The organism is Spirosoma migulaei (assembly GCF_054776855.1).
The window spans coordinates 465,265-481,177 of the sequence record NZ_BAAHBG010000010.1; the positions used below are offsets into that span (position 1 = coordinate 465,265).

Here is a 15,913-nt window from a genome sequence, read left to right on the forward strand (position 1 = left end):
AAAACAGCTCGTTTAGGAATAGTATTGCCCTACTACTTGTTGGCACTTATGAATCTCAAATCGTGAAGTAGTAAGTGACTTATTTTTACATAAATGGCACTTTCATCAACGTTACCACCCAATAATTAACTCAGTGCCATACTACTTTCCATTAAAATAATTTGTAGCATTGGTTGCATAAAGTAGCTTTTGGGCAACCAGCTATAATTTACTTTTGCAGAGTTTCTAATTTAGTCTAGTCAGCTTTTGAAAACATTGCTTGTGGTTGCCGGTCCTACTGCTGTTGGCAAAACAGCAATAGGCGTTCAACTAGCTCAAATCTTACAAACAGCTGTAGTGTCGGCAGATTCGCGACAACTATACCGTGAACTTAGTATTGGCACGGCCAAACCCACACCCGCCGAGATGGAGGGTGTACAGCATCATTTCATTAGTTCGCACTCAATAAATGACCCAGTTAATGCTGGGCGCTACGAGCGGGAATGTCTTGATTTGTTAAACGAATTATTCCAGAAAAATGATATAGTAATTCTATCGGGTGGAACGGGTTTATATATCAATGCGGTTTGCTTTGGCCTCGACGATATCCCATCGGTCGAGCCATCACTTCGTGAACATTTATTTGCCCGACTTCAGCAGGAAGGCTTAGCTGTACTTCAGGCCGAATTGAGAAAAGTAGACCCTGTGTATGCTCAGTCCGCAGATTTACAAAATCCTATTCGTGTAACCAGAGCCTTGGAAGTATGTTTGACAACGGGGCTGCCTTACTCGTCATTTCGTAAGCAGCAATCTGCCGAGCGGCCTTTTCGATCGGTGCTGGTTGCGCTCGACCGCCCACGCGAGGAATTATACGCCCGGATTGATACGCGCATGGATGATATGCTCTCGGCAGGCCTGGTCGATGAGGTCCAGTCGCTACTTCCCTATCGGCATTTACCAGCTCTTCAAACAGTTGGTTATCAGGAAGTTTTTCCGTATTTGGATGGTCTGTATGACTATGACGAGATGGTGCGTCTATTGAAACGTAACTCCCGACGTTACGCTAAGCGGCAGCTAACCTGGTTCCGCAATCAGGGAAATTATACGTGGGTGAGTCCGCACGATGTAGAAGGAATTATTCAATGTATTTAGATATATGATGTAGGCTATATTGTCTAGCGAAAGGCATACATCCTACATCATATATCCTACATCTTTACTGCGCTCTGTAGGCCAGCATTCCGCCAAGTACATTGCGGACGTTATTAAATCCATTCTGCTCCAGAATTTGCTGAGCCATACCGCTGCGTTTACCTGACCGGCAATGCACAATTACTTCTTCATCCTGCAGCCCATCGAGTTCATCTAAACGATACGACAAATCGCCAAGTGGGATAAGCGTTGCGCCGATGTTGTCGGCTTCGTACTCGTCGGGTTCGCGAACGTCAAACAGATTCAGTTTCTCGCCTTTGTCGATTCGCTCTTTGAGCTCCTGTACGGTAATATCCATGGTGTTAGTTGGTAGTCAGTACGTAGTGAATGGGTGGAATATGTAAATGGAACTTAAAGACTTACTCCACCCATTTCACGACTTACCAACTCTAATGTTGAATGATTAATTTCTGTACGGTTGTCTGCTGATTAGCAAAAAGTCGGATTATATATAAGCCGTCGGGCAGATAACTCAAGTCTAACGTTTGCTGGCCGCGTTCTGGTTCAATTGTATGCACTAACCTGCCCGTACTGCTTATCACCTCCAATCGGGTTAGGCGTGGATCGTCCCACTGAATTCGGCCCGATGTTGGATTAGGATACGTTCGAAGCGGGACTACTGGGTCCGGTTCCGTTGTGGCCGTTACAACGGCCAGTTTACCACCCATTACCGGTCTCAGCATAAATGCACCCTGTATCTGTAATAGAGGAGCGGAATTCCCTCCCGTTCCCTTTTGGAGATTCTGTTCCCAATTAGTCCCCCCATTGTAGAAAATATTCTCGCCAAAGGGGCTATTTTTATCAAACCCCAACCGTAAAAAGGTAGTGTCGCTGCTACTAATCTGCTGATAGCCAATGTAAAATGTATCCTTCACAATTACGCTTCGGGTAAATTTATAATCAACAAACCCGTTGCGTGTATCTGGATATTGCATTGGAAATGACTGCTGGTAAAGCGCTATACCCGGTTTACCATTTTGATTCGCATAGACTGTAATCACAAAGGGTTGGCCTGTCTGGTCAGTTGTAAAGGGCACAATACAGGCCCGAACACTCCCAATCGTATCGGGTTTGTTCAGAATAAATCGCACAGCAATTTGCTCTCGCTGCCTTATTTGCTGGGCATATTCCCAGGAACCATCGTCATAAGCGTAATAATTATCAAGCGCAGCTACTGCCGAAATTGTATCATTTCTGAGTAAAGTAGACGGATCACGCTGAAAAATCGAGTTTTGATTATCACTTGTTTGCAAGTCGATTTCGTAACGCAACAAAGCTTTGGTAGCCGTATTATCGAAGACATACGCATTCGGTTTCACACTCCTCCGCTGGGACCCATTTACGTATATATCACCAGTCACGTCATTCTGCAACGAGAGCCCGGTTACATCATTCTGAACTCTGAAACGAGAAGAGACTGGATTTGGGTTATTAATCAAATTCTTAACAACCGTGCTAACCGAATCAGCCAGTTCAGCGGCTCCTTTTATTTTATACTGCGACATCGGCATAGCAGTATAACGTTTCAAAAGCGGGCTAAGCGCTCGTTGCGTAGCTATGTCAATCATATACTTATCCGTCGCAGATCGGCCTTTGTTCAGATAAACATAATCAATATGCCAGGTATCAAACGGACCAGAACGTCGGCCAAACGCGCGAAACCGAAAGGCAAACCCATCATAGAAATAGCGGGCATCGGAAACCTGAACAAACGCCTGATTAAACGTACTGTCTGCCTGACCACCGGCTTTCCCCCACACAGTTTTCCAAATACCGGTTACATCCTTAAACTGTAGCGTTAATGAATCACCAGCCTGAAGAATGGGGGGACTTCCCTGTGGAGCCGACAAGGTATCGCCAGGATCAGGCAATTCGCCGAGGCCTTTGGTCTGCCAATAAAAACTGAGATAAACACCACTACCGGCCGATAAACCAATCAGATTAATTGGCCTCGACTCAAGCACATCAGTATATCCCTGCTCTAACGGATTATTGCTTACGTAAGGCCGCCCATTGGCCTGGAGTCCATCAAACGTAGCCACATTGATGGTGGGCTGGTTGATGGCCATCGTGTTATTAATGTACACACCACTGCCCGTCACCCAACGAGCCGGGTCGGGCTGAGTGGATCCAGCACGGGCTGCTGCTGTAGCAAAATCATCGAAAAATGGTAGTTGCAACGATGTCTGTGCCACAGCTATCGAAGCCCATAGGCTACCTACAATCAACAATAAGCCGCGCAAAAATCGTCGGATAACAGGTGTAGACGGCTGAGTAAGTAAATCAATTCCCATTTGGCAGTCGTGCCGAAAGTGTTTTTATTGGTTCGGCTCAATTGGCCCCACGATCCACAAATCCATTGTTTCGCCAACGCGAATACGTTCACCAGACTTGGCTTCGGGTCGTTGCTTGGTCACGGTGCCGACTTCCTTCTCCGGGTCATCAACGGAAATTTTCGTGCCAACTTTCAAATTAGAACCACGAATAGCGGCTTCGGCTTCGTCGAGGGGTAATCCTACAACGTTCGGAATCTCAAACATCGTACTTCCGAGGCCATCCCCAATTTCCAGATCAATCTTTGCTCCTTTGGGAACGGGGGTTCCAGGGGCAATTTCTTTGCCGTTATAAAGCTGCCGAAGCACCGAATTTTTGGCTACATCAGGCACGTAAATTGGCTCTCCTATTTCCAGCCCCAAGGACTTCAGGTTTAACTCGGCACTACGAAGTGTCAGGTCCACGAGCTTAGGCATTGGCACCATTGGCGCTACTCGTTTTGTAATGGTCAAATATATTTTACGACCTTCTTTCACTTTCGCATTAGCCCGTGGATACTGCTGAATAACCGTTAGCGGCTGTGCTCCAGCTACAAACGTACAATCACTGACCTCATACCGAAGGTCGCGATCATCCAGAAGATTCTGCATCTCATCGAAACTAAGCTTTGTTACATCGGGTACAGTGATCGTCTGCCCGTGATTGGTTGTAAAGGGCAGGTAAACAAAGAAAAAGGCCAGAAATAGAACAGCCACCAGGGCTAAGATAATGCCAATATTAATCAGCAGGTCAGAAAAGGAGCGGGTGCTGATTTTAGTCATTCGGAATTGGTGAAATAGTTTTGTGGTGGAGTAAGGGTAGTTAGTGAAGTAGGTGTAGTCAGTGTAAAAGTAAATCGGTTAAACTCAACTCACAAATTGACCTAGTTACTTACTCCACATAATCAACTCACTCCACCAAATACAAAGTAAATCGGTTATTGATAGCCACCGAGCATTTTTTTGATATACTTCCCAATAATATCGAACTCCAGGTTGACCGTATCACCAACGTTGAGATCGCTAAATGTGGTGTGCTCATACGTATACGGAATAATAGTTACCCGAAAACGATCAGTTTGTGAATTAAAAACGGTTAAACTGACGCCATTGATACAAATAGACCCTTTTTCGACGGTCACATTGCCGGAAGTATCGGGTTGATACTGAAAATCGAATAACCAGCTACCATTTAAATCCTGAATAGCTGTACAAATACCAGTCTGGTCAACATGCCCCTGCACAATGTGGCCATCGAACCGGCCATTCGCGGGCATACAGCGCTCAAGGTTAATCCGATCCCCAGGTTTTACGTTTCCCAGGTTGGTTTTTTTGAGTGTTTCATCCACGGCCGTCACGGTGTAGCTTCCATCGCTCACACTGGTAATCGTTAGGCAAACCCCATTATGACTCACACTTTGATCAATTTTCAACTCAGAAGCCAACGATGAATCGATCCGAAACGTCAGGTTGGTTCCTTCTGATTCAATTGCCGATACCCGGCCAGTTGTTTCAACAATACCAGTAAACATAAAATAGTCAATAAGTTAATAACGGGGCCGCCCGTGCGGTCGGTAAGTCATGACTTACCGACTATTATAAACAGAGAACTGCCGAACGGGGTTCGGCTCAGAAGTTTTTGTTCAGTCTTAGCAATATGATAGAGGGTTTCATTGATCCAGGCACTCGGGAGGTAGACATCTGACTTCGCATCTTCAGGCTTTTGCCAGCCAAGTTTCAATTGTAATCGTTGCCATTGGCGAATTAGCAAAATCACGGGCGAAAGAACAAAACTCCAATATGTGGCGTAGTTTATAGTCAAGCCAGCCTGTGGTAGTAGGTGCTCAAAATCAGCCAGAACAAACCGCCTAATAATGCCAACAGCAATATCGTGTTGTCCTTCAAATACGCTGAACGCATTATTGTTGCTTACTAAAATACCATTGGGTTTTAACCGATGCCTCAAAGCAGATAAGAGTGGTGGCAAATCAGCCTCGGTAAAATAACAGAACACATCATTACAGATAATTACATCATATTGGACGTCTGGTTCAAAGCTAGCGAGTTTTGTCAAATCCAATAGCGTAACCGAAAAACCGCGTTCGTGGCAAAACTCCACGGCATCAGCAGATCCATCAATTCCCTGAAGGATCGTATAGCCCCTATGACGTAGAAAATCCAGCATACCACCGGTACCACAACCTGCGTCTAAAATTCGAATGTCGCGTCGACTGCCAAACTGAGTTTGCAGAGCCTGCTCGACCCGTTCGTGCAAACTACGATACCACCATAGCTGGCCTTCCAACTGAAACATTTTCGCATATTCTTCCGAACGACCGATCATAGTATAGAAGTAAAGAGGATGGGGGGCGGAGCAGGGAAGACTGCTCTACTCGAATGAACATAGTAAGTTAACCTTCCCCTGCTCCCTGCTCCGCGCTCCCTGCCTTTTTTTCCACATACGCTGGCAAACCACTGTATGCCATGAATAACTTACCAAGATATTCGCCTAAAACACCTAGAAAGAGCATTTGTAATCCTAGACCCGTTCCAATGGCCCAGAGTACAATACCCCAGCCTGGACTAAAAAATAGTCCGGTTAACCAACCTATTATTAACAAAATTCCAATCAGTAAGCCTAGCCCGAACAGGCCTGCACCAAGTATAGTAAATACCCGAATTGGCCAAAGAGAGTACCCAATAAATACATTCAGGACCAGGCCTATTAGCTTTCGAGCGGTATAGTTTGATCGACCTTCAGCGCGACTATTATGTGGCACCTCCACACTACCAACAGTTCGCGTTACCCGGAAAATTAGCCCATCGATATATGGATACGGCCCTCGGTAACGGATAATCTCCTCAACAACCTCGCGCCGAATCAGTTTGAAGCTTGATAAATATAAATCGCGGGGTTTTCCAATTGAGTAGGTCGTCAATGTATTGACCAACCAGCTCCCCAGATTCCGAAACCAATGATGTTGTTTCTGAGCGTATCGGCTATAAACAACGTCATACTGCCCCGTTTCTGCATGCTTGATGAGTGTTAGGATAGCCTCAGGCGGATTCTGAAAATCATCGTCGATAATAACTACATAGTCGCCAGACGTATGATTAAGGCCGCATAGTACGGCGTTGAATTCGCCAAAATTTCGACGCAGCGCTATAAACTGAACAGTCGAAAACTCACTTTCCAATTGCAGACAAACCGCTTCCGATTGGTCGGCGCTACCATCATTCACCAGAACAATCTCAAACGACCGTCCGGTCAGACACGTCTGCAATCGTTCAACCAACGGACCGATCGTTCGTTCACTATTATAGACAGGAATGACAACAGACAGATTCATAGTGTGAAAGTAAGTGGAGTTAGTGAAATGGTAGAAGTAAGTGAAAGTAGGTGGAGTGAGTATGGTGGTGCTTAGTTCACTTACTCAACCACTTTCACTTACTTTCACTACTCACTAAACCCATTAACTGTATCAATAACATAGGCCACTTCTTCATCTGTCATTGACGGATTGAGTGGCAAACTAAGCACTTCCCGATGTATTTGCTCCGAAATTGGTAGCGAAAGATGTGCAAAGGATGCGTAAGCTCGCTGATGATGGGGTGGAATAGGGTAATGTATATCGGTACCGATGCCCCGTTCACGTAAATAAATTTTTAGGTCATCGCGCCGGGGATGGCGGATCACAAACAAATGCCAGACATCTTGCTCAATCTGATCGCCTGGCGGTAGGGTCACGTCAGAATGTCGAATACCTGCTAAATACATCCGGGCAAGCGCACGCCTACGACTGTTTTCTGAGTTAAGCGCTGGTAATTTCGCGGCTAATATAGCCGCTTGTAACTCATCTAGTCGGCAATTATGGCCCCGATAATCAGTGATGTATTTCTGCGCTGAACCATAGTTTCGCAACGCCCGAAGTTGATTAGCCAAGGCATCATCATTGGTCGTAATAGCACCTGCATCTCCTAGTGCACCCAGATTTTTACTTGGATAAAAACTCCAGCCTGCGGCATCGCCCAAATTACCCGCTCGCTTTTCGCCATAAACCGCTCCATGGGCCTGGGCCGCATCTTCAAGTATGTTTAGCTTATAACGTTGCGCCAGTGTATGAATAGGATCCATATCACAACAGCGGCCGTAGAGATGAACGGGCAAAATAGCTCTTGTACGTTCTGTAATGGCAGGCTCAATTCGGGCTGTATCTAGTAGGTAAGTTCTAGGATCTGGCTCAACCAAAACCGGAGTCAGGCCCGCATGAGTAATACTTAACACCGATGCTATATAGGCATTTGACGCTACGATGACTTCACTGCCAATTGGAAAGTCCCATGCTTTTAAGACCAATGTCAGTGCATCGAGACCATTGGCAACCCCAATGCAGTGTTTCGTCTGACAGTAGTTGGCAAATTGCTGTTCGAACGCGTCAACTTCTCGACCAAGAATGTACCATCCAGACTCAATAACACGCTCAACAGCAGTACGAATAGCTACTTCATGCGGCTCGTTCACACGCTTCAGATCCAGAAAGGAAATCATTCTGAATCAGCCATAATCGGCTCACCAATCCGCCGACTATTTGGATAAGGTTCGTAGATGTAATCGTCTTTGTCGTAGAGTTCGTTCGAAACAACCAGCAAGATAGCGTTGCTTGAAAACTCATCCATGAGGTGCCAGTCTTCAGGCTCCAGTACCAGGCATTGGCGTGGATTTGTCAACTCAAATGTTTGTTCTTCACGCCCATTGTGAGAATATACATGGCAACTACCATTCAGGCAAATGAGGGCATTCCAGGCCTTGTGGTGCCGATGCCCAGCCCGAGCTGCCTTCCCAGCTTCATAAATATAAAAGACACGCTGAATTACACCCGGAATGATATCTTCAAAAACGGTTAGATTACCATTGCCCGATGTAAATGTTTTTAATTCGTAAAGTTGTGCCATTTACAAAGTAAGTTACGTTTGAAACCAGAAAGGTCATTTAAGGCCTTAAATATATTAAAATACCATTAAAGTAAGAAGTATCTAAAAAGCTACTTATCTATACTTCTAAGGATATGCTAAAATCGTACAACTTTACCGACAAAATAAGATTGTATGGCAAGCAAAAAATCCCCTTTGATGTAAATTATTTCGTCAGCGCTCAAAAATACATTATAATAGTTGATCCATTACGAAATCCTCATCTTATCACCATTGGCTGTTGGCTGGATATGGATTTACAAATTGTTTACTTACAGGAGTTATGCAAAAAAATAAGTTTTTACTTACAGGTCTATTTTTAATTGTCCTAGTAGTGTTGTACTACAGCTTTTTCGATGGAGGCAATATGACATCAGCCGACGGTCTGGACGAGTCGGTCAACCCAGTAACCTACCGCCAGCAGCTAGATGCCGCACGGACTAAGAAAGATCAGTTTTTTCGAACCGATAGTGAATCACCCATCAAGGATAAAGCAACCTTTGCTGGACTACGCTATTTTTCTCCCGATCCAGCTTATCGTGTCATAGCCCGCCTGGAACCCTTTGCCGATAAAACCCAGAAACTTGTCGTGCGCATGAGTGATGGTAATGAAGAGGTGTATGACAAGTTTGCTCATGCGGTATTTAGCCTGAATGGAGAGACCTGCCGATTATTAGTTGTAAAGCTCGAAAACACCTATTCCATTCTGTTCCGTGATGCAACTTCAGGAAAAGAAACTTATGGAGGAGGTCGTTACCTGGAACTTGATCCAGACAAACTAACCACTAATCGGGCTATCCTGGATTTTAATACCGCCTATAACCCTTACTGTGTCTACAATTCAGGGTACTCATGTCCCCTTCCTCCACCCGAAAATACACTACCTATAGCCGTTAAAGCAGGAGAGAAATACATAGCCCATGAGTAGGGCTATGTGGAGTGCGTGGAGTCAGTGAAATAGGTGGCGTAACTATTCAGTTCTACTTACGCCACCTATTTCACTGACTCCACGCACTCCACTTACATCACTTTCTCCTTACCTTTGTGGTAATTATCTGCATTGCCTCTGTATGGAAGTTTCCTATAAATGGTTACAAGAGTTTATTGAATTGCCTGAGTCACCCGAAGAAGTTGGCAAATTGCTAACGTCAACGGGTCTGGAAGTGGAAGGAGTCGAAAAAATTGAGGCCATACCAGGTGGCTTGGAAGGTGTTGTCATTGGTGAAGTACTCACCTGCGCCAAACACCCCGACGCCGACAAACTAAGCCTGACAACGGTAGATGTTGGCACGGGCCAACCCCTTCCCATTGTTTGCGGAGCTCCCAATGTAGCCGCTGGCCAGAAGGTAGTAGTAGCCTTAGTAGGAGCCACGTTGCACCCCAGCTCTGGCCAACCCTTTCAGATTAAAAAAGCCAAAATTCGTGGAGCAGCCTCCGAAGGTATGATCTGCGCCGAGGATGAAATTGGACTTGGAACGTCGCATGCTGGTATTATGGTACTTAGTACCGATCTACCAAATGGCACGCCCGCTGCCTGTTATTTTAACCTCGAAGCCGATTACCAGATTGCCATTGGTCTAACCCCCAATCGGATTGATGCGGCCTCCCACTTTGGCACAGCCCGGGATTTGAAAGCTGTTTTGAATCGGCCTTTGCGGTTACCTTCAGTAGAAGCGTTCAAGGTTGATAACGCCAATCTAACCCTCGATGTGCGGGTCGAAGATGAAGCCGCCTGCCCACGTTATGCAGGCGTAACGATCACGGGCCTCACTGTAGGCGAATCTCCTGATTGGCTAAAACAACGGCTATTGAGTATTGGACTGAATCCGATCAACAACATTGTTGACATCACGAATTTCGTTTGCCATGATCTCGGCCAACCCCTTCATGCGTTCGATGCGGCTAAAATTACTGGGGGGCAAGTCATTGTAAAAACCTTACCCGAAGGTACACCCTTTGTGACACTCGATGGTGTAGAACGCAAACTCAGCGCTACTGATCTGATGATCTGCGATGCTGAAAAGCCTATGTGTATTGCGGGTGTATTTGGTGGTCAGTATTCGGGCGTGTCGGCCCAAACCACTAGCATCTTTCTGGAATCCGCTTACTTCTCTCCTGCTTCCGTTCGGAAGACGGCTCAGCATCATGGCCTGAAAACCGATGCTTCGTTCCGATTCGAGCGGGGGACCGATCCTAACATGCCAGTATTTGCCCTGAAACGGGCTGTACTACTCATTCAAGAGGTGGCTGGAGGAACAATTAGTTCCGAGATTACAGACAGATACCCGAATCCTATTGAACCGTTTCAGGTATCTGTCCGCTACCGGAACATTGACCGGTTAATTGGCATTCAGATTGATCATACTGAAATCCATCGAATTCTGGAAGCACTGGATATTCAGGCTGAAGCGATCAGTACCGAAGGATTTGTGGCTGTAGTCCCCCCCTACCGCGTTGATGTTACGCGCGAGGCCGATGTTATTGAAGAAATCCTTCGGATTTATGGGTTGGACAACGTCCCATTGTCAGTTCATCTAGCAGCCGATTCACTATCAGAATTCCCTAAAACGGATCCTGATCAATGGCAAGGTCGCGTAGGGCAACTCATGGCGGCTAACGGATTTTATGAAATTCTTACCTTGTCGCTCACGCGTCCAGCGTATCATGAGGCCATCCGGGCATCATTGCCGGGTACCGATGTAACCTTGCTGAACCCACTGAGCGACGAGCTGTCTGTAATGCGGCAAACCCTCCTGTTTTCCTCCCTGGAAACATTGGTATACAACCTGAACCGTCGGCAAAAGGATTTAAAGACGTTTGAATTTGGCAAGGTCTATCATAAAGTAAAACTTGAAGATGGCTCGACTAAGTATATCGAACGTATGCGTCTAAGTTTAGCCATCAGTGGTAATCAACAGCCTGAAAGCTGGCTTCAGAAAAACCAGACAGTGGTTTACCATGATCTGGCAACCGCTGTGCAACGCGTGTTGAACCTGTTCCGGATTAAATCGTTCGAGACGCAAACTGCCGATTCAACCTTATTCCAGTATGGATTGACCTACCTAGTGAATAAGAAACCAATTGTCAGTTTAGGGCTCGTACAACCCAAACTTACCAAGTTGGTTGATCTGAAACAGCCTGTTTTTTACGCTGATTTTGATTGGCAGGCCCTCCTGAAACTGGCTACCAGTAAGGCTAGGTATGAAGAAGTGGTTCGATTCCCCGAAGTCCGGCGCGATTTATCGCTGGTTATCGACAAAGGGGTTAGCTTCGAGCAAATTAGCCGACTGGCACGCCAAACGGAGCGGAAGTTATTGCGTTCTATAAATGTTTTTGATGTGTATGAGGGCGAAAATCTGGGTACGGATAAAAAAGCTTATTCTGTAAGTTTTATGTTACAGGACGCAGCGCAAACCCTTAACGACTCAGCTATTGACAAAACCATGCAGCGACTCATGAGTGCTTTCGAGCAGGAACTAGGCGCCGTAATCCGTAAATAATGAGTGAATGAGTGAATGAGCGAATTAGTGAATAGCAAACAATCTGCATTCATTGATTCACTCATTCACTCATTCGCTCATTCACTCATTAAAACCGTGGTTAGCGAAAAACAAATCGTTGCGTTGGTGGAGCGATTCGAGCACAAACTCGTATCGCTCACTGGCCTGTATACGGAGGCCAAAAAGCAGATAGAGCAGCTAGAGCGGGAAAACGATGCGCTTCAGGAAAGCCTGAAAGAGGAGCAGAAATTAGTGATTGAACTACGTAAAAAAACAACTATCCCAGAAAAAAATACACCAAATTCAAAAGATAGTGGTATAATTGTAAAAGACAACCCGTCTGATAAAGATACGAATGCTGAATTAAAACAACAACTCGACGAGTATATCCGGGAATTAGAACGGTGCATAGCTCATTTGAGTAGTTTGTCATAAACCCAAATTGGCTCCGGGGATTAGTCCCCATCTGAGCCGACTGCAGCGATGGAAGAACTGCCAATTCGCGTAAAAATCGCCGACCGTGTCTACAAATTGTATGTAGAGCCGGATGCGGAAGCCGTTGTGCGCGAAGCCGCCAAGCTGATTCAGGAAGAACTGAAGCAATACCGGGAAAAGGGCTTTGCCGAAACGCAGGAAGCCCTGGCAATGATAGCCTTCGACTGCTTGGTCACCAAGCTCAGAGGAGAACGACAGATGCAGAGATTACAACAAATGGTGTTTGACAAAATAACTCAATTAGATCAGGTCGTCACGCCGGCCATTACAACATAGAAAACCGGCGGGCTGTCCACCCCGCATTACTCCGAGTTCGCGTTCAGGGCACTCGTATCGCAGCAGGTTGATGGTATATTTGTTCAACCCTAACGATATAGTCCAATGGACATTTGGTTAACGATTCTTGCTACCCTCGTAGGGGGTGGTATTGGCATAGTAATTGGCCGCCAGATGATGGCGAGCGTTCGTGGGAAGCACGAAAAAGAAGCGGAAGAGAAAGCAGCATCCATTTTAAAAAATGCTGAACTACAGGCCGAAACGATTAAGAAAGAGCGGATGCTGGAGGCTAAAGAGAAATATCTGAGGCTGAAAACAGAATTTGAAGAAACAACGAATCAGAAACGAAATCTACTTCTACAAAACGAGACAAAACTCAAGCAACGGGAACAGCAACTTGCTCAACAGGCCGATCAACAACGCAATCGCGAAGGCGAGTTAAATCAGCAGCGTAACGAAATTAATCAACAGAAAAACAGTCTCTCGCAGCAAATTGACGCGCTCAATAAACGTCGGGAAGATGTAGACCGACGGCAACAGGAAGCCGATCGGATGCTGGCCGATCAGGTTGCACAACTTGAAAAAATCGCGGGCCTATCTGCCGATCAGGCTAGAGATCAACTGGTCGAGACACTGAAAGCTGAAGCTGAAACCCGTGCGTCTTCCTACATCAAAAATATCGTTGAAGAAGCCAAATTAACCGCCACTAAGGAAGCCAAGAAGGTAGTAATCGAGACCATTCAACGGACAGCTACCGAGCATGCTATTGAGAACTGCGTGTCCGTTTTCAATATTGAATCCGATGACGTTAAGGGCAAAGTGATAGGTCGGGAAGGGCGTAACATCCGGGCGCTGGAAGCTGCAACCGGTGTTGAAATCATTGTAGATGATACCCCGGAAGCCATCATTATTTCAGGGTTCGACCCGGTTCGTCGTGAGATTGCCCGGTTGTCGTTACACCGGCTTGTGCAGGATGGTCGTATTCACCCAGCCCGGATTGAAGAGATCGTGGCCAAAACCCGCAAGAATATTGAGGACGAAATTGTGGAAATTGGTGAGCGTACCGTTATCGATTTGGGTATCCACGGCCTGCATCCCGAACTGATTAAAATGGTTGGGCGGATGCGTTTCCGGTCCAGTTATGGACAGAACCTCCTCCAGCACTCACGCGAAGTGGCTAAGCTGTGTGCCACAATGGCCGCAGAACTAGGTCTGAACGCTAAGTTAGCCAAACGGGCCGGTCTGCTCCACGATATTGGTAAAGTATGGCCCGAAGAAGCCGAGTTACCCCACGCCATTTTGGGCATGGAACTGGCGAAAAAGTATAAGGAGAATCCCGAAGTTATCAATGCGATTGGCGCTCACCATGACGAAATCGAGATGACCAGTATGATTTCGCCGATTGTTCAGGTTTGTGATGCAGTTTCCGGTTCACGTCCTGGTGCCCGTCGCGAAATGATGGAGTCGTATATTAAACGCCTAAAAGAACTTGAAGAATTAGCGGGTAACTTCCCCGGTGTAACCAAGTGCTACGCCATTCAGGCCGGTCGTGAACTACGAATTATGGTCGACGCCGATCATGTTTCCGACGAACGGGCAGGCGTGTTATCATACGAAATTTCGCAGAAGATTGAGAAAGAAATGCAGTATCCCGGCCAGATTAAAGTGACCGTTATTCGGGAGATGCGAGCGGTGGCTTACGCGAAGTAAGTTACTTTATATTGGTTTTAATGTCAAGAAGGTGCCAAGGTCAGGCACCTTCTTGTGCATTTATGCAAACAGTACTGAATTTCACCAACCGAGGCTTACTAACTCCCAACGAAGCGATAGAAGTTAGTACGTCCATTTTCTATGATCGGTTTGTAGAAGCTTTTTCTACGTCAAAAACTCGCGCTGTTCTTTTTAATGAATGGATAAAATATAACCAGTTACTACGAAGCGAAATTGGTCAGGACTTTGTTCAGTGGGTGAATGGAAGTTTTGTAACTCTAAAACAAAACCCAAAAGACATTGATCTAGTCAGTTTTATACCTTATCAAATTTACGAGCGTCATTATCGGGTTTTGGATAATCTGTGGGCTGATAAGTGGGAGCGAGAAGGCCTTGATGCTTATTTTGTGAAAGTATATCCTGATAATCATCCGGCTTTCACTCATGAAACAAAGCGAAACTCGGAGCTATGGATCACACGTTACTCATTGACTAAACCAGATGAGACCTTTAGGCAATATTCGAAAGGTTTCCTAATGATTCAAATACAATGAATGAACAGGAACTAACGCAAAACTATATGAAAGCTTTCGACCACCTTCTTCGGTTGATTAGCGATGCTGATGATGCTATTGAGCGTTCTCAACAAGTGAGCGATAGTCTAAGTGTCCGGCAATATGAGCATCTAAAAAAAGATTACATTCAGCAGTTAGCTGATTTAATTAGCAGGGCACCCAAAACAGTTACTGTACAAGCTGTAATGCACTAAATAGCTACATGGATTTCTTAACCACCGTTTTACTTTTACTCGTCGGCGCGGGCGGGGGCGTTGCCCTGGCCAATACCCTGCGTAAACGAACTGGCACTACTGATGTTCAGCGGGACTCTGTACTCTTGCTTGAACGCATCGAAAAGGTATTCAAGGTGGTAATGGCCGAAGGTTATTTCTCAGAGATTTATAATTATCAGGATCAGAAAAAGATTTTATACCTCCTGAATGACCCTAAAAAAGCGATGGTCATTGCCAAATCGAAAGTGCTGGTTGGCTTTGATTTTGCTAAAGTTCGGTTTCGGGCGCCCGACAATGATTCCAAAAAGTTAATTATTGAGTCTTTTCCTCAACCTGAAATTCTATCAATCGATACCGATTACAAGTTTTACGACATTCAGGCGGGCATTCTTAATCACTTCAGCGGGGCCGATTATACACAAATTCTGGAAGAAGCTAAGCAGGCCATGAATGAACGGGCCATGCAGAGTGACTTACCTAAAATTGCCAACAACCAGATTCAGTACATGATGTACCAACTGGCGAGTTCAATGGGCTGGCAGCTTCAACTACCCGAAGCAGAACAGAAAAAGCTGGAGGCTATAAAAGCAAAAGCAGAGGAAGCGCCTAAACTGCCTGCCTTTCTGACACCCGAAGTAGATGAAGATGATGACATTTAACTAATTGGC

17 protein-coding genes are annotated in these 15,913 nt (G+C 45.7%); 9 read left to right on the forward strand and 8 right to left on the reverse strand.

Translation table 11 applies throughout. The features are described from left to right. The first annotated feature begins 246 nt into the window (after positions 1–246). A complete protein-coding gene (miaA, locus tag ACYVGO_RS12500) occupies positions 247–1,131 on the forward strand; it encodes a tRNA (adenosine(37)-N6)-dimethylallyltransferase MiaA (protein ID WP_460969553.1) in 885 nt (294 codons plus the stop codon). Positions 1,132–1,195: 64 nt separating this feature from the next. On the opposite strand, the gene ACYVGO_RS12505 is transcribed toward miaA, so the two are convergent. The 8 genes from ACYVGO_RS12505 to ACYVGO_RS12540 form a co-directional block, all read right to left on the reverse strand. Then, positions 1,196–1,489, reverse strand: a complete 294-nt coding sequence (locus ACYVGO_RS12505; protein WP_142771242.1) for a rhodanese-like domain-containing protein — start codon at positions 1,487–1,489, stop codon at positions 1,196–1,198. Between the two features lie 91 nt (positions 1,490–1,580). Beyond that, positions 1,581–3,485 (reverse strand): T9SS type A sorting domain-containing protein, encoded by a 1,905-nt coding sequence (locus ACYVGO_RS12510; RefSeq protein WP_460969554.1) that lies wholly within the window; start codon positions 3,483–3,485, stop codon positions 1,581–1,583. A gap of 24 nt (positions 3,486–3,509) precedes the next feature. Further along, on the reverse strand, positions 3,510–4,286 hold the full coding sequence (locus ACYVGO_RS12515) for a PASTA domain-containing protein (protein ID WP_142771240.1): 777 nt from the start codon (positions 4,284–4,286) through the stop codon (positions 3,510–3,512). A gap of 155 nt (positions 4,287–4,441) precedes the next feature. Continuing rightward, a complete protein-coding gene (locus ACYVGO_RS12520; RefSeq protein WP_460969555.1) occupies positions 4,442–5,035 on the reverse strand; it encodes a riboflavin synthase in 594 nt (197 codons plus the stop codon). Positions 5,036–5,082: 47 nt separating this feature from the next. Next, positions 5,083–5,847 (reverse strand): class I SAM-dependent DNA methyltransferase, encoded by a 765-nt coding sequence (locus tag ACYVGO_RS12525; protein WP_460969556.1) that lies wholly within the window; start codon positions 5,845–5,847, stop codon positions 5,083–5,085. 67 nt (positions 5,848–5,914) lie between these two features. Continuing rightward, entirely contained in the window at positions 5,915–6,853 is a 939-nt protein-coding gene (locus ACYVGO_RS12530; RefSeq protein WP_460969557.1) for a glycosyltransferase family 2 protein, read from the reverse strand. Between the two features lie 107 nt (positions 6,854–6,960). Then, on the reverse strand, positions 6,961–8,052 hold the full coding sequence (locus tag ACYVGO_RS12535; RefSeq protein WP_460969558.1) for a DegT/DnrJ/EryC1/StrS family aminotransferase: 1,092 nt from the start codon (positions 8,050–8,052) through the stop codon (positions 6,961–6,963). Then, on the reverse strand, positions 8,049–8,456 hold the full coding sequence (locus ACYVGO_RS12540) for a sugar 3,4-ketoisomerase (protein WP_142771235.1): 408 nt from the start codon (positions 8,454–8,456) through the stop codon (positions 8,049–8,051). Before ACYVGO_RS12540 ends, ACYVGO_RS12535 begins: the two co-directional genes overlap by 4 nt. A gap of 301 nt (positions 8,457–8,757) precedes the next feature. Here ACYVGO_RS12540 and ACYVGO_RS12545 point away from each other — a divergent pair, with 301 nt between their 5' ends. From ACYVGO_RS12545 to ACYVGO_RS12580, 8 genes are all read left to right on the forward strand, one after another. Beyond that, entirely contained in the window at positions 8,758–9,402 is a 645-nt protein-coding gene (locus tag ACYVGO_RS12545) for a DUF1684 domain-containing protein (RefSeq protein WP_460969559.1), read from the forward strand. 142 nt (positions 9,403–9,544) lie between these two features. Continuing rightward, entirely contained in the window at positions 9,545–11,974 is a 2,430-nt protein-coding gene (gene pheT / locus ACYVGO_RS12550; RefSeq protein WP_460969561.1) for a phenylalanine--tRNA ligase subunit beta, read from the forward strand. 15 nt (positions 11,975–11,989) lie between these two features. Beyond that, entirely contained in the window at positions 11,990–12,409 is a 420-nt protein-coding gene (locus tag ACYVGO_RS12555) for a hypothetical protein (RefSeq protein ID WP_460969562.1), read from the forward strand. Between the two features lie 48 nt (positions 12,410–12,457). Then, positions 12,458–12,745, forward strand: a complete 288-nt coding sequence (locus ACYVGO_RS12560) for a cell division protein ZapA (RefSeq protein WP_142771231.1) — start codon at positions 12,458–12,460, stop codon at positions 12,743–12,745. 105 nt (positions 12,746–12,850) lie between these two features. Beyond that, positions 12,851–14,455 (forward strand): ribonuclease Y, encoded by a 1,605-nt coding sequence (gene rny / locus ACYVGO_RS12565; protein WP_142771230.1) that lies wholly within the window; start codon positions 12,851–12,853, stop codon positions 14,453–14,455. A gap of 62 nt (positions 14,456–14,517) precedes the next feature. Then, complete coding sequence (locus tag ACYVGO_RS12570; RefSeq protein WP_460969563.1) at positions 14,518–15,009, forward strand: DUF6932 family protein; 492 nt, start codon at positions 14,518–14,520, stop codon at positions 15,007–15,009. 26 nt (positions 15,010–15,035) lie between these two features. Next, positions 15,036–15,224, forward strand: a complete 189-nt coding sequence (locus ACYVGO_RS12575; protein WP_460969564.1) for a hypothetical protein — start codon at positions 15,036–15,038, stop codon at positions 15,222–15,224. Positions 15,225–15,232: 8 nt separating this feature from the next. Beyond that, positions 15,233–15,904, forward strand: coding sequence for a DUF4230 domain-containing protein (locus ACYVGO_RS12580; RefSeq protein ID WP_142771229.1), 672 nt, complete (start codon positions 15,233–15,235; stop codon positions 15,902–15,904). The last annotated feature ends 9 nt before the right edge of the window (positions 15,905–15,913 follow it).